Source organism: Arthrobacter sp. AOP36-F1-5 (assembly GCF_058137995.1).
This window is the reverse complement of sequence record NZ_CM176892.1, coordinates 1,177,350-1,197,373: the sequence shown is the minus strand read 5'-3', so window position 1 is coordinate 1,197,373 and position 20,024 is coordinate 1,177,350. Positions and strand designations below refer to the sequence as shown.

Sequence of the window (20,024 nt, the reverse complement as noted above, 5' to 3'; positions counted from 1 at the left end):
ACCCGGACCTAACCGGACCTGCAGGGCCGCTGTTGGCGCGGCGCGTGCGGCTACCCGGCTTTCGGGTCAAGGCCACTCAAACGGCGGAGGCCATGGTGGGGCCTCCCGTGGAACCGGGGGTCGTCCAAGCACTCGGATTCGTGCTCGACAAGGTTGCCTGGAGCAACCCCCTACGTCGGTGACACTATCAGAGTGCGGAGGTAATTCCCGCCAGCCGGAAATCCAGGTGACTGATGAGTCAGGTTTTCGGCATCCCCACCGGGGCGGTTCCGGTGCCTGCTTCGAGGATTCGTCGGAGCATGTCCACGCTGGTGGAGTTCTCACCCAGCCGGTTGGGCTTGCCGGTCCCGTGGTAGTCGCTGGAACCGGTCACGATCAGATCATGCCGGGCCGCGAGCGAGTGCAGGAACCGGCGCCCCTGGTCCGAATTATCCCGATGGTCGATCTCCAGCCCGAGCAGACCGGCCTGGATCATCTCGTCGAAGACCTCCGGTTCGACCACCCGGCCACGCAGCTCCGCCATGGGGTGGGCGAACACGGGTACTCCCCCGGCGGCCCGCACCAGTTCGACGGCCCTGACGGGGTCCACGGCGTAGTGCCCCACGTAGTAACGCGATCGCGAGGTCAACACGGTGGCGAAGGCCTCGCTTCGGCTCGACACCACCCCGGCCGCGACCAGGGCATCGGCGATATGCGGCCGGCCCAACGTCGCCCCGGGGGCGGACTGCTCCCCCACCGCCTCCCAGGTGATCGGGTAGTCCTCGGAGATCAGTTCAACCATCTTCCGGGCCCGGTGGATCCGCGCATCACGCGCCTTGTCGATCTCCACCAACAATTCCCCATGGCCCGGGTCGTGCAAATAGGACAGCAGGTGCACACTGACCCCGCGGGCGGTCTTGCAGGAGATCTCCATCCCGGGAACCAGCCCCACGCCGGTCTCTAGCGCAGCGGTGGCGGCCTCGGCCCATCCGGAGGTCTGGTCGTGGTCGGTCAGCGCGACGACGTCCAGGCCGGCGGCGGCCGCCGCGGCCATCAGCTGCGACGGGGTTTCGGTCCCGTCGGAGACATTCGAGTGAGCATGCAGATCGATCAGCATTCCTCCAGCCTACCGGCGCCTTGGTGTATCGGCCCGGCTTTGAGAACATGGAACGGTGATGACTCAAGCGAACAACACCCCCGGCAGCGATCAACCACTCGAGGAACGCGTGAACAACCGTTCACAGCGCCCGTCCTCGCAGGCCTTCAAGGACTTCATGGGGTCCCAGTGGGCCCCCTCCACCGAAGCCACCTCCCCCGGCCCCGACGCCGTGGCCCCCTATGCGGCCGCCCGGCGCCGCGCCCTCTCGGCCAAGTTCCCCGGTGAACGCCTGGTCATCCCGGCCGGACCGTTGAAGGTCCGCTCCAACGACACCGACTACCGTTTCCGCCCGCACTCCGGATTCGCCCACCTCACCGGGCTCGGCGTCGACCACGAACCCGATGCCGTCCTGCTTCTGGAACCCACCGAGGAAGGCGCTGGAGACGACGGCGGAAACCATCGGGCGACCCTCTACTTCCGTCCCATGGCCGGCCGCGACACCGAGGAGTTCTACTCCGATGCCCGGTCCGGGGAATTCTGGATCGGCACCCGTCCGACCCTCGACGTGTTGAAGGCCCGGCTGGAACTGCCCACCGCGCATATCGACGCCGAGCTGGAGGAGGCCATCACCACCGGTGCCGGCGCCACCGAGATCGGCGGGATGCGGATCCGGCTGCTGCGTGATGTGGATCCGAACTGCGACGCCCTGGTGGATACCTCCCGGATCAATACCGGGGTCGATCTCGAAGCCTCGGACCGCCTCGACGGCGAACTCTCCGAAGCGCTCTCCGAACTGCGCCTGGTCAAGGACGACTGGGAGATCGAGCAGATGCGTGCCGCCGTGGAGGCGACCGTCAACGGGTTCCACGACGTCGTCGGCGAACTCCCGCGCGCCATCGAGCATAAGCGGGGCGAACGCGTCGTCGAAGGCGCCTTCTTCGCCCGGGCCCGCGAGGAAGGCAACGACCTCGGCTACGACACCATTGCCGCCTCGGGCAACAACGCCACCGTCCTGCACTGGATCCGCAACTCCGGCCAGGTGAACACCGGGGACCTGTTGCTGCTCGATGCCGGCGTCGAGGCCGATTCGCTCTACACCGCGGACATCACCCGGACCCTGCCCGTGAACGGCAAGTACTCCGAGGTCCAGCGCCGGATCTACCAGGCGGTCCTGGACGCCGCCGATGCCGCCTTCGAGGTCGCCCGCCCCGGGCGCAGGTTCCGCGAGCTGCACGAAGCGGCGCTGAAGGTCCTGGCCGAGAACCTGGACGCCTGGGGACTGCTGCCGGTTTCCCTGGAGGAGGCACTCTCCCCCGACGGACAGCACCACCGCCGCTGGATGCCGCACGGCACCAGCCACCACCTCGGGCTGGATGTCCATGACTGCGCCCAGGCCAAGCGGGATCTGTACCTCGATGCCGTGTTGGAGCCCGGCATGGTCTTCACGATCGAGCCCGGCCTGTACTTCAAGTCCGAGGATCTGGCCGTCCCCGCGGAGTACCGCGGCATCGGCGTCCGCCTCGAGGACGACGTCCTGGTCACCGCCGACGGCTGCGAAAACCTCAGCGCGGCCCTGCCACGCACGGCCGAGGACATCGAATCCTGGATGGCGGGAATCTACTCGGCCGACGCCCAGTAGCCTCCGCCGCGGATCAAAGAAGGCCGGTTCCTCCCCGTGGGGAGGAACCGGCCTTTGGTCTTTTCCGCCACTGGTGGGCGGCTGCCCCGGGCCCCGGGGCGCGTCAAGGCTGGGGTTGCTGGTCCGTGCCGCCGGTCTGGTCCTCGCCTTCCGCCGGGGCCTCGGGTTCCTGTTCCGGGGTGACCCGCACCCCGTACTGCGGACGTCCGTCGGGCAGATCGGAGTACGACGTCGAGGACCGCGGTGCCGTGTCCGCACCGGAGGCGGTCCCGGCCTCGGAGGTGCCGTGCCCCTCGTCCTGGCCGGTTCCGCCCGGGGCCGGGCTCGGCGCCGGGGCCACGGGGCCGCCCGTCGGCGTCCCGGCATCGGGGCCGGGGCCCGCCGGGCCGCCCTGTTGGCGCGGGGGCGCCCAGGCGGGGGTGACCTGCTGGGCCTCGACCCGGCTCATCGGCAGTTTCGAGGCCATCTGACGGGCCGCTGCGGCATGCTCGAACGCGACGACGACGTCGTAGCTGGTGGCCATGACCTGGCTGGAGGAGGAGAAGTCGCGCTTCCCCTTGCGGAACGAATAGCTGACCACCCCGACGATCATCCAGATGGCCATGCCCAGCCCCACCGAGGAAAGGATCTGGGTGAGTCCGCCTTCGGGACCGAAGATGCTCAGGATCAGGCCCACGAAGATGCCGAACATAGCCCCCTGCGCGGCCCCCGCCAACGCCACTTTCGGGTAGCTCAGTTTCGCGGTGACCCGTTCCACCGTCATCAGGTCGTTGCCGATGATGCTCACCCCGGCGACCGGGAAGTCGTGGTCGGCCAGGTAGTCGACCACCTTCTGGGCATCCAGATAGGAGTCGTAGCGGCCCAGGATCTCCCCGCGGGGAGGTCCCAGTTGGGCGGAGGCGTTCCGATTGGTGCCGGTTGTTGGGCTCATGCTTCCATTCTGCCTCCTCAACGCGTGGACGTGGGGTGTTATCGCTCCCGGTGAACCGGTGCGCCGCCTCCCGGTGCATCCCTGACGGGCCGGGGTCCCAGCCGGTAGCCTAGGGAGGGTGAGCAGCTCATCGAACAAGGTATTCATTGCCCGCTTGCTCGGCCTCGATGTCTTCGACCCCCTGGGGGATCGTCTGGGCCGGCTGCGTGATGTCGTGGTGCTCGATCGTGGTCCGCGCAAACAGGTGCTGGGCGTCGGCCTGGTCGTCGAGGTGCCGGGCAAGAAACGGGTGTTCGTCCCGATGACGCGCGTGCAGGCCATGGAGGCCAGCCAGATCATCTGTTCGGGGCTGGTCAATCTGCGCCGCTTCCAGCAGCGCGGTGCCGAGACCCTGGTGGTCGCCGAACTCTTCGACCGGGTCGTCGCCTTCACCGACGGTTCCGGGGAGGCCACCGTGGAAGACATCGGACTACAGAAGCTACGCAATGGCGATTGGGCCCTCTCGGACTACTACGTCCGGCGCGGCGCGGATCCGGCCGGCGGGTTCCGCCCCCTGCGTCGGCTCTCACGCGGACACCGCGTGCTGGTGTCCTGGAACGAGATCGTCCACGGCAACCGGGACGATCCCCAGGCGGCCACCCAGTTCGTGGCGGCCCACGAGGAACTCAAACCGGCCGACTTCGCCGAGGCCCTGCATGAAATGAGCACCAAACGCCGCCTTGAAGTGGCCACCGAACTCCAGGATGACCGCCTGGCCGATGTCCTGCAGGAACTGCCCGACGAGGAGCAGGTCCAGATCCTGTCCTTCCTCGACATGGATCGAGCCGCCGTCGTCCTGGAGGAGATGGACCCCGACGATGCCGCCGACCTGCTCCACGAACTGGAGGAGGTCCAGCAGGAGGCGTTGCTGCAGTTGATGGAACCCGAGGACGCCGACGACGTCCGTCGCCTGCTCGAATACGAGGAAAACACCGCCGGCTCGATGATGACCCCGGTGCCGATCGTCCTGCCGCCCGAGGCGACGGTCGCCGAAGCCCTGGCCAATGTCCGCCGGGAGGAGATCAGCCAGGCACTGGCCTCGAGCGTCTATGTCTGCCGTCCGCCCTTGGAGACCCCGACCGGGAGATATCTGGGTATGGTCCACATCCAGGCGCTGTTGCGCCATCCCCCGCCGGAACCGGTGGGCAACATCCTGGACAACGATCTCGAGCCGGTGCTCGACACCACCGACGTCAGTGAGGTCTCCCGGATGCTGGCCGCCTACAACCTCACCTCGATGCCGGTGGTGAACCGGGAGGGCCGGTTGGTCGGGGCGGTCACCGTCGATGACGTGCTGGACCACATCCTCCCCGAGGACTGGCGCATCCATGACGGGAAGATCCAGTCGACGGGAGCAGGCAACCATGGTTGAACCACATAAGAACGGTTCGGGACTGGACACCCCGCTCGGGGCCAGGTCCCGGCTCTGGCCCCGCGTTTCACCGAACCCGGATGCGTTCGGCAAGGCCACCGAGGGCTTTGCCCGCTTCATGGGCACCCCGGCCTTCCTGGTCTACATGTCGATCTTCTGCATCGTCTGGCTGGCCTGGAACACCTGGGGGCCGGACTCGCTGCGTTTCGACTCGGCGGCCTTGGGATTCACCGCCCTGACACTGATGCTCTCGTTGCAGGCCTCCTATGCGGCTCCGCTGCTGCTCCTGGCCCAGAACCGCCAGGACGACCGGGACAAGGTCTCGCTGACGGAGGACCGCAACCGGGCCGAACGCAACCTCTACGACACCGAATACCTCACCCGCGAGCTCGCCGCACTGCGGATCGCGCTGCGGGATGTAGCCACCCGCGACTATGTGCGCAGCGAGCTGCGTTCCGCCTTGGAGGAGCTCGTCGAATCCAACGACGGGGACGACATCCGGCTGCGCGGGAAGGCACCCAAACGCAAGGAGAAGGTCTCCGAGGCGACCACCACGCTGCCGCGGGTGCGGGCAGCACGGCCCGGCCGCCCGACCACGGGCGGGACCGGGAACAACACCGAAGGGAAGACCGAGTAGTTTGACCGAACCCGATATCACAGGCCCCCTGGCCACGGCCGTCCACGAGGCCCTTGCCGAGGTCCAGGACCCCGAACTCCGCCGGCCGATCACCGAACTCGGCATGGTCGATTCCATCCGGGTCGACGAGGACGGCACCGCCCACGTGCGCGTCCTGCTGACCATCTCCGGCTGCCCGTTGCGCCAGACGATCATGGAGGACACCGCCGCGGCGGTCCGCTCGGTGCCGGGGATCACCGAGGCACAAGTCGAATTGGGGGTGATGTCCCCCGAACAGCGCGGGGCATTGAAGACCGGGTTGAAACGCCATGTCATCCCGTTCAGCGAGCCGGGCTCGTTGACCCGGGTCATCGCCGTGGCCAGCGGCAAGGGCGGGGTCGGCAAATCGAGCCTGACCGTGAACCTGGCCTGCGCCATGGCGGCCGACGGACTGCGGGTGGGCATCATCGACGCCGATGTCCACGGTTTTTCGGTCCCCGGGCTGATGGGAATCACCCAGGCACCGACCCGGATGGACGAAATGATCCTGCCCCCGGTCGCCCACGGGGTCAAGGTCATCTCCATCGGCATGTTCATCGAGGGCAACCAGCCGGTCATCTGGCGCGGGCCCATGCTCCACCGCGCCCTGGAACAGTTCCTCACCGATGTCCACTTCGGTGATCTGGACGTCCTGCTGCTCGATCTGCCGCCGGGCACCGGGGACGTGGCGATTTCCGTCGGGCAGCTGCTGCCCGGGTCCTCGATCCTGGTGACCACCACCCCCCAGGCGTCGGCGGCGTCGATCGCCGAACGCGCCGGGGCACTGGCGAGCCAGACCGGGCAGCAGGTCATCGGGGTGGTGGAGAACATGTCGTGGTTCGAACTACCCGACGGAACCCGCGTGCACCCCTTCGGCTCCGGCGGAGGGGAACTGCTGGCCCAACGGCTGGCGACCTCCTTGGACACGGAGGTCCCCTTGCTGGGCGAGGTGCCGCTGGATCAGCGCCTGCGCGAGTCGGCCGATGCCGGGATCCCCATCGTGGTGGCCGAACCGGAGTCCGCCGCGGCCGGCGAAATCACGGCCATCGCCCGGAAACTGACGCACCGGCCCCGAGGTCTCTCGGGGATGAAGCTGGACGTCACCCCGCGCGAGGGCTGAAAGCCCTCCACGGCCCCGGCAGGAGGCGGTGGCCCCACCGCTGGGTTCAGGTGGCCTCGAGGTCGAAGGGAGCCGGCTCGTTGGCCTGGAGGGCCTGGCCTCCGGTCCGCTCCGGCCCGGAGGCGCCCAGGGCCTTCTGGCGACCGGCGGCGGGCGACGGTTCCCGGGCGGCAGCCACGACGTCGTCGGCGTCATCAAGGAGTGCGTCCTTGATGATCTTGCGGGGGTCGTATTGCCGGGGGTCGAGCTTGCGCCAGTCCATGTCGGCGATCTCGTCGCCGACCTCCTCCCGGAGCTGTTCCTTGGCGCCGGTGGCCATCTTGCGCACTTCCTTCACCAGGCGCGCCAATTGCTGCGCATAGACCGGGAGTTTGTCAGGGCCCAGCACGAAGACCGCCAACACCACGAGAATCAGGAACTCGCCACCGTTAATTCCGAACACGTCTAGAGATTACCCGCTCGGCGCCGCTGCCCCGAACTCCACGACCCCGCCCGGCGTTGTCCTCGCCCCCGGGACGGCTCCTGCCTGGACATCAGTAATCCGTATCCAGGACCAGCAAGCGTGACATCCCGCGCCCGAGCCGGGCCAACATCCCGTCGGTCCCCTCCGCGTGCGGGGCCAGCCGGGCATGTTCGGTGGCCACGATCCGATGCTTCACCGCGTCGGTGCCCGGACCATCCAGCGAGGAGCGCAGCGAATAGGTGGCATCGCGCATATCCAGTTCCATCCCGCCGTCAACGGCGGCCACGGAAACGGCTTCGCCGTCGATGCTCTGCAATTGGGATTCTTGCGCGCCGATGGCGTGGGTCCGGGGCTGTTCCGGCGCGGTGGTCGGCTGGAACAAGGATGATTTGAGTAGTCCGGCATCCCGGGTCCGTGACTCGGTCAGCACCACCTCGCCCTGGTCACCGGTGAATTCCAGCGTCACCTGATCGATTCCCCCGGTCCGGCTGCCGGTGGCCCGGACCAGTTCCAACCCGGCCGGGGACATGGTGGGGCAATTCCAGCCGGCGGCCCGCAGGGTCCCGAGATCGGAACGACTCAATTCGGTTCCCGTGCCCGACCAAGCGCCAGCCAACGGCCCATGGCCATCGGTGGCATCCTGGACGGTTCCGCCGAGCACCCATGCGGCACAGACCACGGCGGTCAGCATCGCGGCCATGGCCGTCGCCGCCAGCCCCGGGGCCAGGGAGCGCAGACGGGAACTGTGCCCATCGGCATCCAGCGAGGCCTCGGCGAACGCCGTCGGGGTCCCCATGGACCAGGGTCCCTGGCGTAGACGTCCCATGAGCGCGTCGTCGGGTGTGGCCTCCCCGGCCGTGCTGCCCAATGACTGGAGTCGGCGTTTGAGCCTGCGGCGGTCCTCGAGCCTCAGCCGGCAGTCGGCACACCGCCCGACGTGGTGTTCCAGCGCCGCCCGCTGGCGGTCGTTGAGTTCCCCGTCGAGATAGCCGTCGATGCGTTTACCGTGTCGATGCATCGTCAGCGCGCCTCGGATACCGCGGGCCCCACCTTTGGTCGGTTCTGGGTTGCGGTGGGTTTGGGGGCCCGGTGGGCCAGCTTGACCCGCAGTTGCGAACGGCCCCGGTGGATGCGTGAACGGACGGTCCCCAGTTTGATGCCAAGGGTTTCGGCCACTTCCTCGTAGGACAGCCCCTCCAGATCGCACAGCACGACGGCGGCGCGGAATTCGGGGGCCAGCTCATCGAGGGCCAGGTGGATGTCGACGTCGAGGTTGTTGAATTCGAAGGTCCGCTCCGGGCCCGGGTCCGCTCCGGGCAGGCGCGTTTCGGAATCCTCGGCGAGGGCGTCGAAACGGATGCGGTTGCGGCGGCGGGCCTGATCGAGGAAGAGGTTGGTGGTGATCCGGTGGAGCCATCCGTCAATCGTCCCCGGGGTGAAGTTGTGCAGCGAGCGGAAGACCCGCACGAACGTCTCCTGGGTCAGGTCCTCGGCATCGAACCGGTTGCCCGTCAGACGGTAGGCCAGCCGGAAGACCTTGGAGGAGTGGTTCTGGACGATTTCGTCCCAGGACGGAACGCCCAGCTCCTGCTCGGCCTGCGGGGAGAGGGCTCCGTCTTCTTTGCTTCCTTTGACAATCACGGTGTCAATTCTTCCCGATCATCCTGTGAGCAGGCTGAACAAGCTCTGGGCATATGCCGCCACCGCGGCGGCGCTAGGATGGTGCGGGGCCCACCGGCCCCCACCGCACAACCACGAACCGAGGAACTTCGCACCCCATGAGCTCCGACAAGCACAGTAGCTGGTCCTATACCGAAGCACTGCCCGTCGAGGACGACGTGATCACCCGAGCCCGGGAACGCGCCTATGAACTGGGCGTGGATCCCGTGGGTCCGGGCATCGCCTCGTTGTTGCAGGTCCTGGCCGCGAACTCGAAGGCCCGCACCGTCGTCGAGGTCGGCGCCGGGGCCGGGATCTCCGGCCTGAGCCTGCTGCGCGGGCTCTCCCCGCAGGCGGTGTTCACCACGATCGACATCGACGTCGACCATCTCAATGCAGCACGTCAGGCCTATCTGGATGCCGGCATCCCGGCCAACCGCACCCGCACCATCGGAGGACGGGCCCGCGACGTGCTCCCCCGTCTGACCGACGGCGCCTACGACCTGGTGTTCATCGACGCCGATAAGCAGAACCTGATGGAATACGCCGAGCACGGGGTCCGTCTGTTGCGTACCGGTGGAATGCTCATCATCAACGACGCACTCGACGGGGACCGGGTGCCCCAGCCGGCCGTCCGGGACCGCAGCACCGTCGCGGCCCGGAACGTCGGACGCATGCTACGCGATAATGAGAATCTGGTGGTCAGCACCGTCCCCACCGGCAGCGGCCTGCTCCTGGCGGTCCGGGCCGGCTGATCCGCGCTTCGCGCGGCCTCGCCCGGGGCCCGGGTAGGCAAAAAGGCAGGAACACGGCGAATGCCGTTCCTGCCTTTCTGTGTGAAGAATCGGGGGGGGAACTACTCCGTGACACCCACGAGGCAGGCCTTCAACTCGGCAGCCTCCTCGGCGTTCAGTTCCACCACCAGGCGTCCTCCGCCATCAATCGGAACCCGCATGATGAGGCTACGACCCTCCTTGGTAACCTCCATGGGGCCATCCCCGGTACGCGGTTTCATCGCAGCCATTAATGCTGACTTCCTTCCTGCATGTCACGGTCCCACCGGGCCCGCGGATCGTCGCTGACGAGGATGGCAAACACCACCGCGTCTTGTTCAACCTGCATTTCATATTATTCAGGAGATTTCTCCGTGGCGCTAATCACAGGTCCCTGCCGTGTCGCATCGAGTTCGTCATTGAGTCGCCCGATTTCCTCGGTGAGCACCCCGATGACCTCGTCGACCTGGTCGCAGCGGTACCCGCGCAGCCCCACCCCCAGCCGCATGCGGGCGATGTCCTCCGGCCCAGGATGCGCCGGAAGCAGCACCGGGGGCAGCGACGGGACCGGTTCGGCCAGCCCCAGGATCCCGTCGGTCGGGGTCGGAGAGGATCCCGGCACCCGACGCCGGGTCCCCACCGCGAAGAAGACCACCACTCCGATGAGCAGGACGCCGACGAACACCAGGAGGTATTGCATCGCTAGGCCTTGCCTGCCGTCGGCCGTGCGCCGCCGGTGACCTGGCGGACCGCGTCCTCCACGTCGTCGGTCACATGGATGAGGTCCAGGTCCGAGGCGGCAATGGCGCCCTCCTCCGCGACGGTGTCACGCAGCCAATCGACCAGCGGGCCCCAATAGGCGCTGCCGACCAGCACGATCGGGAAGCTGGTGACCTTCTGCGTCTGGACCAGGGTGAGCGCCTCGAAGAGCTCATCGAGGGTCCCGAAGCCGCCGGGGAGGACCACGAAGCCCTGCGAGTATTTGACGAACATGGTCTTGCGGACGAAGAAGTACCTGAAGTTCACCCCCAGATCGACCCATTCGTTCATTCCGGTCTCGAACGGCAATTCGATCCCGAGCCCGACGGAGACGGCGCCGGCTTCGCAGGCCCCCTTATTCGCGGCCTCCATGGCCCCGGGGCCGCCCCCGGTGATCACGGCGAATCCGGCTTCACCCAGGAGTCGTCCCGCATCCACCCCCTGCTGGTAGCGCTCCGAGTCGTGGGGTGTGCGCGCCGAGCCGAAGACGCTGATGGCCGGGCCGAGTTTGGCCAGGGTGCCGAACCCCTCGACGAACTCACTTTGGATCCGCAATACGCGCCAGGGGTCGGTATGGGTGAAGTCCTCGCCCGACGACCTGGATTCAAGCAGCATCCGGTCGGACTGGTCGACGTTGGCCTGGTCCCGTCGCAGGACCACAGCGCCTTTTCGGCGGGCAATTTCCCGCAGTGCATTGATCGTCTGACGTGGGTTTGAAGAGTCTGGCATGGGTTCAGCCTATCGTCGTCGACAAGGGATGGCAGGCGAGGTGGACCGGACTTTGTAAAGATTCGGTCACCAAGGTGCCAACTACCCATGGTGTGCTGCGTTACATCGGCTACTGTCATGGCATGAGCAATTCATCCCGCAGCGGCACCGGGGCCTCCTCGAGCACCCCGGTCGTCAAGCTCGACCAGGTCAATAAGCATTATGGCCCCCTCCACGTCCTGCAGGACATCGACCTCGACGTCGCGCGCGGCGAGGTCGTGGTCGTCCTGGGTCCCTCCGGTTCCGGCAAGTCCACGCTCTGCCGCACCATCAACCGGCTCGAGACCATTGACGACGGGGCCATCTACATCGATGGCAAGAAGCTTCCCGAAGAGGGAAGGACCCTGGCCCAGCTCCGCGCCGACGTCGGCATGGTCTTCCAGTCCTTCAACCTCTTCGCGCATAAGTCGATCCTTGAGAACGTCACCATGGGACCGATCAAGGTCAGGGGGGTGAAGAAGGCCGAAGCCGTCAAACAGGCGATGGCACTGCTCGAACGCGTCGGGGTGGCCAACCAGAGGGACAAGCTACCGGCCCAGCTCTCGGGTGGGCAGCAGCAGCGGGTGGCGATTGCCCGGGCCCTGGCGATGCGTCCGAAGGTCATGCTCTTCGACGAGCCCACCTCCGCGCTGGACCCCGAGATGATCCAGGAGGTCCTGGACACCATGGTCGCCCTGGCCAAGGAGGGGATGACGATGATCGTGGTGACCCACGAGATGGGCTTCGCCCGCAAGGCAGCCGATCGGGTGGTCTTCATGGCCGATGGACAGATCGTCGAGCAAGCGACCCCCACGGAGTTCTTCACCAACCCGCAGAGCGACCGGGCGAAGGACTTCCTCGGAAAGCTCATCACCAACCACTAGCCCGGCCCCCCACGGGGACCGGATCACTCGCGACCGGGCATCACTACCCCGGTCACAACACAAGGAGAAGCACATGCGCAAGACCCATTACGCGATGGCCGCGATGGCCGCCGCTGCGGCCCTGACCCTGACCGCATGCGGTGGCGGATCGGGCGACGACGGCGGAGGCGGCGGAGACGGCGACAAGGTCAAGATCGGCATCAAGTTCGACCAGCCGGGCCTCGGGTTCAAGGACGGCGACGACTACAAGGGCTTCGATGTCGATGTCGCCAAGTACGTCGCCAACGAGTTGGGCTATGACGAGGGCGACATCGACTTCGTCTCGGCACCGTCGGCGAACCGCGAAACCATGTTGCAGAACAACCAGGTCGACATGATCGTCGCCACCTACTCCATCACCGACGATCGCGAGAAGGTCGTTGACTTCGCCGGGCCGTACTTCATTGCCGGCCAGGACCTGCTGGTGAAGAAGGACAGCGGCATCACCTCCCCCGAGGACCTCAATGGCAAGAACCTGTGCTCCGTCACCGGTTCGACCTCGGCCCGCAAGGTGAAGGATAAGTACGCCAAGAAGGTGAACCTCCAGGAACTTCCGGGCTACGCGGAGTGCGTGACCCAGATGGAAGGCGGAACGATCGACGCGGTGACCACCGATGACATCATCCTCGCCGGGCTGGCCGCCCAGCCGGCGTACCAGGGCAAGTTCGAACTCGTGGGCAAGCCCTTCAGCGAGGAGATCTACGGCATCGGTCTCCCGAAGGGATCCGATCAGTGCGAGGACATCAACAAGGCGATCGCCAAGATGATCGATTCCGGCGACTGGAAGAAGTCGCTGGATGCGAACACCGAAGGCACCGGCTACGAGCCCAATGCCAAGGTGAACCCACCGACGCCGGATCACTGCTCCTAGCAGTTCCCGGGGATGTCCCACCGGCTCCTGCCGGACCATCCCCCCATACCGGGTGGGGCACCGCTGCCCCACCCGGTAGCCCGCCCACGGTGCCGCCCCACGCGGCAATCCAGATAGAGGCAGACAGTGGATACATTTATTTCAATCTTCACCGAGTTCGACGTCGCCGGCGCGCTGTGGGTGAACATCAAACTCACGTTCTTCGCGGCCATCGGCGCCACTGTGCTCGGTACCATCCTGGCGATGATGCGCATCTCACCGGTGGCTAGTTTCGCTGCCATCGGCACCTCCTACGTCAACATCATCCGCAACACCCCGTTGACGATCATCATCCTGTTCGGCGTCCTGGCCCTCAACGGCCAGCTCGGCCTGGATCTGGGCGGGGGGTTCCAGCAGAACTTCTTCCGGCTCGCCGTGATGGGGCTGGCCATCTACCACGCGGCCTTCGTTTGCGAATCCATCCGCTCGGGAGTGAACACCGTTCCGCAGGGCCAGGCCGAAGCAGCCCGCGCCATCGGGTTGGCTTTCATGCCCGCGGCCCGCATGATCATCTTGCCGCAGGCCTTCCGTGGGGCCATCGTCCCGTTGGGCAACGTGCTGATCGCCCTGATCAAGAACTCCACCGTCGCCGCCGTGGGCTCCGTCTCCGTCGAAGCCTCGGCGACGATGGGAAACGCCCTCGACGCCCGTGGTGATATCGTCCTGCCCATCTTCCTGGCCTTCGCCGCCGGTTTCGTGATCATCGTGATCCCGGTCGGCCTGCTCACGACCTGGCTCTCCAAGAAACTGGCGGTGTCCCAATGAGTGCTTCCGTACTGTTCGACACGCCCGGGCCCAAGGCGCGGCGGAACATCATCCTCATCAACATCCTGGGTGCCGTGGTCATCGTCGCGGTCTTGTGGTGGACCATTTCCGGTCTCGCGGCCAAGGGCCAGATGGCCCCCGGTAAATGGGATGATTTCCTCGAGGCCAACACCTGGGTGGACTATCTGCTTCCAGGCCTGGCCAACACGCTGAAGGCTGCAGCCCTCGCCATCGTCGGTTCGGTGGTCTTCGGCCTGATCTTCGGCATCGGGCGCCTCTCGAAGAACAAGCTGATCAACGTGTTCTGCTCGATCATCGTCGAGTTCTTCCGCTCCGTGCCCGTGCTGCTGATGATCGTGTTCTTCAACATCTTCTTCTCGCGCAACCTGCAGATCAGCTCCGACAGTGCCATGTGGGCCGTGGTCGCCGCCCTGGTGTTCTACAACGGCTCCGTGGTCGCCGAGCTGATCCGCTCCGGGGTCCGCAACCTGCCCAAGGGCCAGCGTGAAGCCGGCACCGCAATCGGCCTGACCACCGGGCAGTGCCTACGCGCCGTGGAGATCCCGCAGGCGCTGGTGGCCATGCTCCCGGCTTTGATCAGCCAATTCGTGGTGATCCTGAAGGACTCGGCGCTGGGCTACATCATCAGTTTCAACGAACTGCTGTTCTACGGGAGGACCTATTCCTCGCCCAACGGCAACGTGCTCCAGGCCCTGATCGTCGTGGCCGCGGTGTTCATCATCATCAACTTCGCCCTCTCCAAGCTGGCCACGATCGTCTCGCGCCGGCTCTCCAGCCGTGGCGAAACGAAGACCAAGCCGGGTGCCCGGGCACTCGTGGGGGCCCCGGCCGGACTCGACGACGTCGAGCCCGGTGGTGGGGCCGGCGGAAGAAACCAGAACCGCTAGCCCGGCTGCGGGCCGCTCCCGGCTCGTGGTGCTGGACGGCGAACGGCCCCGGACCCCTCCATGGGGGTCCGGGGCCGTTCCTCGTCCACGGGAGCGTAGGATGCGCCCCATCGTCGGATCAGTCGCTCAGCCACCGGTGCAGGGCGGCATGGCAGTCACGGATCGCCTGACCGGTGACATGTTCGTCGTCGGAATGGGCCAGCAACGCATCGCCCGGACCGAAATTCACTGCCGGAATCCCCAATTCGGAGAACCGGGCGACGTCCGTCCAGCCGTACTTCGGCTTCGGTTCGGCACCCACGGTGGCCACGAAGGCCGCCGCGGCAGGATGGTTCAGCCCGGGCCTGGCCCCCGGGGCGCCGTCGGTTCGTTCGATGTCGTAGCCCTGGAGAAGCCCGCGGACCAGGGCTTCGGCCTCGGCAATGCCCTTATCGGGGGCGAAACGGTAGTTGATCTCGACTTCGGCGGCATCGGGAATGACATTTCCCGCAATCCCCCCGGTGATCCTCACGGCATTGAGCGATTCACGGAAGGCCAAACCGTCCACATCCACCGTGGCCGGTTCATAGGCCTGCAGCCGCGTCAAGACATCCGACAGATCGTGGATGGCGTTATGCCCCATCCAGGCGCGTGCCGAATGGGCTGCGGTGCCCCGGGTGCGCAGCAGGAAACGCGTGGTGCCGTTGCAGCCGCCTTCCACCGTGCCGTTCGTTGGTTCCAGCAGGATCGCGAAATCGGCGTCGAGCAGCGCCGGCGAATTTCGCAGTAGGCGGCCCAACCCGGATTTTGAGGCTTCGACCTCCTCATGGTCGTAGAAGATGAAGGTGATGTCCCTATTCGGTTCGACCAGTTGCGCGGCGATGGCCAGTTGCACGGCCACCCCGCCCTTCATGTCGGTGGCGCCACGCCCAAACAGGATGTTCCCGTCCCACTGGGCAGGCACCGTTCCGCGGGAACCGGGGGTCGTGGGCAAGGGGACGGTATCCAGGTGGCCCGCCAACACGATCCGCTCGGGGCGGCCCAGATCGGTGCGGGCGACGATGGAGTCCCCGTCGCGGTGGACACTGAGATGGTCCAGGGCGCGCAGGTAGTCCTCCACGGCGTCGGCGATCTGCTTTTCGTTCCCCGAGACGGACTCGATGTCCATCAGCGCCTGCGTCAGCAAGGCGACGTCGGAGGCATCAGGCAAAGGGGTGCGGGAGGTTGCGGGGGCAGGCACGGCGTTATGTTCACTCACGGATCCAGCCTATAGCCTGTCCTCCCGGCTACGATGGGTGGCATGACTTCTACTACGGCCCAGCCCGGTTCTGCCCTGAACGACTCCGCCGCCCCGGTACGCATTGCCTCCGGATCCGGCCTAGCCACCATCGCCTCCGATGGCACGGTCCTTGATGTCTGGTTCCCCGCCCCCGTCCTGACCGCCCTGGAAAAGGCCCCCCGGCTCTCCGGGGAGCTGGCCGCCGTGGCCACCGACGATGCCGAGCGTGGAACCACGCAGGAGGTCGTGGAACTGGAGATCAACCTCGACGTCGCCCCGGCCGATACCGCCGATGTGTGGTTGCGTCTGCACCTGCTCTCCCACCGGCTGGTCGCACCGAACAGCATCAACCTGGACGGGATCTTCGGTTTCCTGGCCAACGTCGTCTGGACGAACTTCGGCCCGTGCCCGGTGGAGGACTTCGAGAGCATCCGGTTGCGGCTGCGTCGCCGCGGGGCGGTCATCGTGCAGGGCGTGGACAAGTTCCCGCGCATGGTGGACTACGTCCTTCCCGCCGGGGTGCGGATCGCCGACGCCGATCGTGTCCGTCTCGGGGCCCACCTGGCCGAGGGGACCACGGTCATGCATGAGGGCTTCGTGAACTTCAACGCCGGAACCCTGGGATCCTCCATGGTCGAGGGCCGCATTTCCGCCTCCGTGGTGGTCGGCAACGGGTCCGACGTCGGCGGCGGGGCCTCCATCATGGGCACCCTCTCCGGTGGCGGCAAGGAGCGCATCACGATCGGTGAGCGCGTGCTGCTCGGCGCCAACTCAGGTGTCGGGATTTCCATCGGCGATGACTGTGTCGTCGAAGCCGGCCTCTACGTCACCGCCGGCACCCGGGTGCTCCTGGATGGCAAGAACGTCAAGGCCCGCGACCTCTCAGGCGTCCCGAACCTGTTGTTCCGTCGCAACTCCACCAGCGGTGCCGTTGAAGTCCTGGCCCGTGAAGGCCAGAGCGTGGAATTGAATTCCGCGCTCCATGCCAACTGACCTTTCGGACAACGTCTTCTCGTTGTCCACCCGGTCACCGGGGCCCCGTCGGGGCCCCGGGCCCCAGCGCCGTCGCCATCGGGGGCTCCGCGCCTTCATGGCCATCGTGTTGGGTGTCGGGGTGGTCTCCGGAGGCGTCTATGCCGCCTCCCGGTTCCTCGATCACCAAGAAACACTGGTCCGGCCGCATTGCACCGCCGCCGTCGGGCCGGACCAGCACCGGCTCGCTCCGGAGCAGGCAAGCAATGCGGCGCTGATCTCCGCCGTGGCCGTCCGGCGCAACATGCCGGCCCGGGCCGCGACCATCGGCATTGCCACCTCGGTCCAGGAATCAAAACTGCGCAATATCGACTACGGGGACCGGGCGGGCCCCGATTCCCGGGGCTTGTTCCAGCAACGTCCTTCGCAGGGCTGGGGCACCGAAAAAGAGATCATGGACCCGCTCTACGCGACCAACCGGTTCTACCAGGAACTGGAGACCTTCGACTACCGCTCCCTGCCCGTGACCGAAGCCGCGCAGAAGGTCCAACGCAGCGCCTTCCCGGAGGCCTACGCCGCTCACGAACCCGAAGGCAGGGCCTACGCCTCGGCGCTGACCGGGCATTCTCCGGCGGCGTTGAACTGCGTCCTGCGCCGCCCCACCGCAGCAGGGGACGTCGCTGCCACGTCGGCGCAGCTCACCGCGGCATTCGGGGACCTGCCGGTCTCCGCCGGAGCCCACCGACTTACCGTTTCGGCGGCCGATGAACGCGGCTGGGCCGTCGCCCAATGGGCGGTCGCCAATGCCGCAGAACACCAGATCGTTTCGGTGAGCAATTCGGGCTTGTTGTGGAACCGCGCCGAGCACCAATGGGTTCCGGGCACCACAGCAAAATCGCAGGTCGTCATCACCTTCGCCGACGCCGCACCGTAGGCCACCCCGCTCCGGATCAGAGCAGGAAGCGGATCACCGGCTCCAGGAAGCTGCGGTACAAATCGGCGTCCCGCGCCAGATCCTGACTGAGGATGACGGTATCGGGGTCCACGAACCAGGCGCGTGGTTCGCTCAACGGCAGCTCCACCAGCTTCAGTTCCGTCGGCTTCGGGCGGCGTTCCAGTTCCATCGCCCGGTCGGTGATCATCTGTTCCAACAGGCCGCGGCGCCCGCTGCCATGGTGCTCGGCACTGACCTCGGTGTACTCGATCATCCGCGCACGGCTCCAACTCAGGGCGGCACCGTAATGGGCCTGCAGGAGTCGCTGCAGGGTCGGGGAATCGGCGAAGCCGGGAAATGCCGGTGGGGAGAACAACCCGTCGTCCTCCGGGCCCTGGACCAGGACGCGGCGCCACCAGTCGTGCCATTCCTGCCGCAGCTCCGCAGCCGGAGGGCCACAGACCTCCGCCGCCGCGGTGGCTTTGACCCGGGGTGCCAGCGGGGCGATGTCGGGCGGGCCGGGGTGTTCTATGCCCGCGAGGTCGCGGAAGTACAAGGCCAGCAGCATCTGCCCATGGCTTTGCGCCGAGACGTGCCATCCGTCCCCACGGTACTCATACATGCCGGTCGTCCTTACTCCGTGAACCCCACTTCCAGAATAGGCCCGTGTCCCGGTTCCCGGAAGCGTCCGGATGAAAAGGCGGCCGCTTCCCCATAGGGAAGCGGCCGCCTTCAAGGATTCAGCAGGGCCGGTCTAGAAGCTCGGGTACTGGCGTTCGCCTTCGCCCACGTACAGCTGGCGGGGGCGTCCGATCTTCAGGCCTGGTTCCTGGATCATTTCTCGCCACTGCGCGATCCAGCCGGGGAGCCGACCGATCGCAAACAGCACGGTGAACATCTTCTCCGGGAAGCCCATCGCCTTGTAGATCAGTCCCGTGTAGAAGTCGACGTTCGGGTAGAGCTTGCGCTCGATGAAGTAGTCGTCCTCCAGGGCCCGCTCCTCCAGGCGCATGGCGATGTCCAGCAGCTCGTCGTTGCCTCCGAGCTTGTTCAGGATGTCGTGGGCGGTGGACTTGATGATCTTCGCGCGCGGGTCGTAGTTCTTGTAGACACGGTGTCCGAAGCCCATAAGGCGGACCCCGTCCTCCTTGTTCTTGACCTTCTCCATGTAGTCCTCGGGCTTGATGCCCTCGGCCTGTATGCCGCGCAGCATCTTCAGCACCGCTTCGTTCGCCCCGCCATGGGCCGGGCCGAAGAGAGCGTTGATGCCCGCCGAGATGGAGGCGAACATGTTGGCGTTGGAGGAGCCGACCAGACGGACGGTGGAAGTCGAGCAGTTCTGCTCGTGGTCGGCGTGCAGGATCAGCAGCTGGTCCAGTGCCTTGACCAGATCGGGGTCCAGGTCGTACGGCTCGGCGGCGATGCCGAAGTTCAGCCGCATGAAGTTCTCCACGAGGTTCATGGAGTTGTCCGGGTAGAGCAGCGCCTGGCCGACCGATTTCTTATGCGCGTAGGCGGCGATGACCGGGACCTTGGCCAGCAGGCGGATGGTGGAGAGTTCGACCTGGTCCTCGTCGAAGGGGTCCAATGAATCCTGGTACCAGGTCGACAGCGCCGATACGGCCGAGGAGAGCACCGGCATCGGGTGGGCGTCCCGCGGGAAGCCACCGAAGAAGCCCTTGAGCTCCTCGTGCAGCATGGTGTGCCGGCGGATCTTCTGGTCGAATTCCTCCAGCTCGCTGGTCGAGGGCAGATTCCCGTAGATCAAGAGGTACGACGTCTCAAGGAAGCTGGACTGCTGGGCGAGCTGCTCGATCGGGTAGCCGCGGTAGCGCAGGATTCCTGCATCGCCGTCGATGTAGGTGATGGCGGACTTGGTGGCCGCCGTATTCATGAAACCGGGGTCATAGGTGACATTCCCGGTGTCCTTCAGGAGCTTGGCGACATCGAAACCGTCGTTACCCTCGGAGGAAGCCACCACCGGGAGTTCGAGGTCATGTCCGGCAAACGCCAAGCGAGCGGAATTGTTATCCGTCATGGTTTCTCCTTAACCGGAGTACAAAGTTGTACAAACAAGCAGTAATCAGGTCTCACGGTACCGCTCCGCAGGCACCGGAAA

At 66.3% G+C, this 20,024-nt stretch carries 22 protein-coding genes; 11 read left to right on the top strand and 11 right to left on the bottom strand.

Features of this window, described 5'->3' with window-relative positions:
* Positions 1-238: 238 nt before the first annotated feature.
* Positions 239-1,096, bottom strand: coding sequence for a PHP domain-containing protein (locus tag AC3ZI9_RS05530; protein ID WP_444555299.1), 858 nt, complete (start codon positions 1,094-1,096; stop codon positions 239-241).
* A gap of 58 nt (positions 1,097-1,154) precedes the next feature.
* On the opposite strand from AC3ZI9_RS05530, the gene AC3ZI9_RS05525 reads away from it, so the two are divergent.
* Positions 1,155-2,717, top strand: coding sequence for an aminopeptidase P family protein (locus AC3ZI9_RS05525; RefSeq protein WP_444555298.1), 1,563 nt, complete (start codon positions 1,155-1,157; stop codon positions 2,715-2,717).
* 103 nt (positions 2,718-2,820) lie between these two features.
* Here the strand turns inward: AC3ZI9_RS05525 and AC3ZI9_RS05520 are convergent, their stop codons facing one another.
* Entirely contained in the window at positions 2,821-3,648 is an 828-nt protein-coding gene (locus AC3ZI9_RS05520) for a YflT domain-containing protein (RefSeq protein WP_444555297.1), read from the bottom strand.
* 118 nt (positions 3,649-3,766) lie between these two features.
* Between AC3ZI9_RS05520 and AC3ZI9_RS05515 the strand changes: the two genes are divergently transcribed.
* Genes AC3ZI9_RS05515 through AC3ZI9_RS05505 form a run of 3 tightly spaced genes read left to right on the top strand, consistent with a single transcriptional unit; the run spans position 3,767 to position 6,834 of the window.
* Positions 3,767-5,059, top strand: coding sequence for a magnesium transporter MgtE N-terminal domain-containing protein (locus AC3ZI9_RS05515; RefSeq protein ID WP_444555296.1), 1,293 nt, complete (start codon positions 3,767-3,769; stop codon positions 5,057-5,059).
* Positions 5,052-5,696 (top strand): DUF1003 domain-containing protein, encoded by a 645-nt coding sequence (locus tag AC3ZI9_RS05510; RefSeq protein WP_444555295.1) that lies wholly within the window; start codon positions 5,052-5,054, stop codon positions 5,694-5,696. The genes AC3ZI9_RS05515 and AC3ZI9_RS05510 overlap by 8 nt, the downstream gene beginning before the upstream one ends.
* Before the next feature lie 16 nt (positions 5,697-5,712).
* Positions 5,713-6,834 (top strand): Mrp/NBP35 family ATP-binding protein, encoded by a 1,122-nt coding sequence (locus AC3ZI9_RS05505; RefSeq protein WP_444566302.1) that lies wholly within the window; start codon positions 5,713-5,715, stop codon positions 6,832-6,834.
* A gap of 46 nt (positions 6,835-6,880) precedes the next feature.
* On the opposite strand, the gene AC3ZI9_RS05500 is transcribed toward AC3ZI9_RS05505, so the two are convergent.
* The 3 genes from AC3ZI9_RS05500 to sigE form a co-directional block, all read right to left on the bottom strand.
* On the bottom strand, positions 6,881-7,276 hold the full coding sequence (locus AC3ZI9_RS05500; protein ID WP_489923945.1) for a sec-independent translocase: 396 nt from the start codon (positions 7,274-7,276) through the stop codon (positions 6,881-6,883).
* 91 nt (positions 7,277-7,367) lie between these two features.
* Positions 7,368-8,315 (bottom strand): zf-HC2 domain-containing protein, encoded by a 948-nt coding sequence (locus tag AC3ZI9_RS05495; RefSeq protein WP_444555292.1) that lies wholly within the window; start codon positions 8,313-8,315, stop codon positions 7,368-7,370.
* 2 nt (positions 8,316-8,317) lie between these two features.
* Positions 8,318-8,935, bottom strand: a complete 618-nt coding sequence (gene sigE, locus AC3ZI9_RS05490) for an RNA polymerase sigma factor SigE (protein ID WP_444555314.1) — start codon at positions 8,933-8,935, stop codon at positions 8,318-8,320.
* Between the two features lie 140 nt (positions 8,936-9,075).
* On the opposite strand from sigE, the gene AC3ZI9_RS05485 reads away from it, so the two are divergent.
* Positions 9,076-9,711 (top strand): O-methyltransferase, encoded by a 636-nt coding sequence (locus AC3ZI9_RS05485; RefSeq protein WP_444555291.1) that lies wholly within the window; start codon positions 9,076-9,078, stop codon positions 9,709-9,711.
* 101 nt (positions 9,712-9,812) lie between these two features.
* On the opposite strand, the gene AC3ZI9_RS05480 is transcribed toward AC3ZI9_RS05485, so the two are convergent.
* The 3 genes from AC3ZI9_RS05480 to AC3ZI9_RS05470 all read right to left on the bottom strand — a co-directional run bounded on the left by AC3ZI9_RS05480 (position 9,813) and on the right by AC3ZI9_RS05470 (position 11,217).
* Positions 9,813-9,980 (bottom strand): DUF3117 domain-containing protein, encoded by a 168-nt coding sequence (locus AC3ZI9_RS05480; RefSeq protein ID WP_086999611.1) that lies wholly within the window; start codon positions 9,978-9,980, stop codon positions 9,813-9,815.
* Positions 9,981-10,084: 104 nt separating this feature from the next.
* Positions 10,085-10,429, bottom strand: a complete 345-nt coding sequence (locus tag AC3ZI9_RS05475) for a DivIVA domain-containing protein (protein ID WP_444555290.1) — start codon at positions 10,427-10,429, stop codon at positions 10,085-10,087.
* Between the two features lie 2 nt (positions 10,430-10,431).
* The gene (locus tag AC3ZI9_RS05470; protein WP_444555289.1) at positions 10,432-11,217 is read right to left on the bottom strand and encodes an LOG family protein; all 786 of its coding nucleotides are present in this window, start codon (positions 11,215-11,217) and stop codon (positions 10,432-10,434) included.
* 122 nt (positions 11,218-11,339) lie between these two features.
* Between AC3ZI9_RS05470 and AC3ZI9_RS05465 the strand changes: the two genes are divergently transcribed.
* From AC3ZI9_RS05465 to AC3ZI9_RS05450, 4 genes are all read left to right on the top strand, one after another.
* The gene (locus AC3ZI9_RS05465; RefSeq protein WP_444555288.1) at positions 11,340-12,119 is read left to right on the top strand and encodes an amino acid ABC transporter ATP-binding protein; all 780 of its coding nucleotides are present in this window, start codon (positions 11,340-11,342) and stop codon (positions 12,117-12,119) included.
* Positions 12,120-12,192: 73 nt separating this feature from the next.
* Positions 12,193-13,029: a glutamate ABC transporter substrate-binding protein gene (locus AC3ZI9_RS05460; protein ID WP_444555287.1), complete on the top strand. Its 837-nt coding sequence runs from the start codon at positions 12,193-12,195 to the stop codon at positions 13,027-13,029.
* 126 nt (positions 13,030-13,155) lie between these two features.
* On the top strand, positions 13,156-13,833 hold the full coding sequence (locus AC3ZI9_RS05455; RefSeq protein WP_444555286.1) for an amino acid ABC transporter permease: 678 nt from the start codon (positions 13,156-13,158) through the stop codon (positions 13,831-13,833).
* Positions 13,830-14,741 (top strand): amino acid ABC transporter permease, encoded by a 912-nt coding sequence (locus AC3ZI9_RS05450; RefSeq protein WP_444555285.1) that lies wholly within the window; start codon positions 13,830-13,832, stop codon positions 14,739-14,741. The genes AC3ZI9_RS05455 and AC3ZI9_RS05450 overlap by 4 nt, the downstream gene beginning before the upstream one ends.
* Before the next feature lie 118 nt (positions 14,742-14,859).
* Here the strand turns inward: AC3ZI9_RS05450 and dapE are convergent, their stop codons facing one another.
* Entirely contained in the window at positions 14,860-15,888 is a 1,029-nt protein-coding gene (dapE, locus tag AC3ZI9_RS05445; RefSeq protein ID WP_489924021.1) for a succinyl-diaminopimelate desuccinylase, read from the bottom strand.
* Between the two features lie 132 nt (positions 15,889-16,020).
* Between dapE and dapD the strand changes: the two genes are divergently transcribed.
* A complete protein-coding gene (gene dapD, locus AC3ZI9_RS05440) occupies positions 16,021-16,992 on the top strand; it encodes a 2,3,4,5-tetrahydropyridine-2,6-dicarboxylate N-succinyltransferase (RefSeq protein WP_444566293.1) in 972 nt (323 codons plus the stop codon).
* A gap of 97 nt (positions 16,993-17,089) precedes the next feature.
* Positions 17,090-17,905: a hypothetical protein gene (locus tag AC3ZI9_RS05435; protein WP_444555313.1), complete on the top strand. Its 816-nt coding sequence runs from the start codon at positions 17,090-17,092 to the stop codon at positions 17,903-17,905.
* A 16-nt stretch (positions 17,906-17,921) separates the two neighbouring features.
* On the opposite strand, the gene AC3ZI9_RS05430 is transcribed toward AC3ZI9_RS05435, so the two are convergent.
* Together AC3ZI9_RS05430 and AC3ZI9_RS05425 are read right to left on the bottom strand one after the other, a co-directional pair.
* Complete coding sequence (locus AC3ZI9_RS05430; RefSeq protein ID WP_489923944.1) at positions 17,922-18,527, bottom strand: hypothetical protein; 606 nt, start codon at positions 18,525-18,527, stop codon at positions 17,922-17,924.
* A gap of 132 nt (positions 18,528-18,659) precedes the next feature.
* Entirely contained in the window at positions 18,660-19,943 is a 1,284-nt protein-coding gene (locus AC3ZI9_RS05425; protein ID WP_444555281.1) for a citrate synthase, read from the bottom strand.
* Positions 19,944-20,024: the final 81 nt, after the last annotated feature.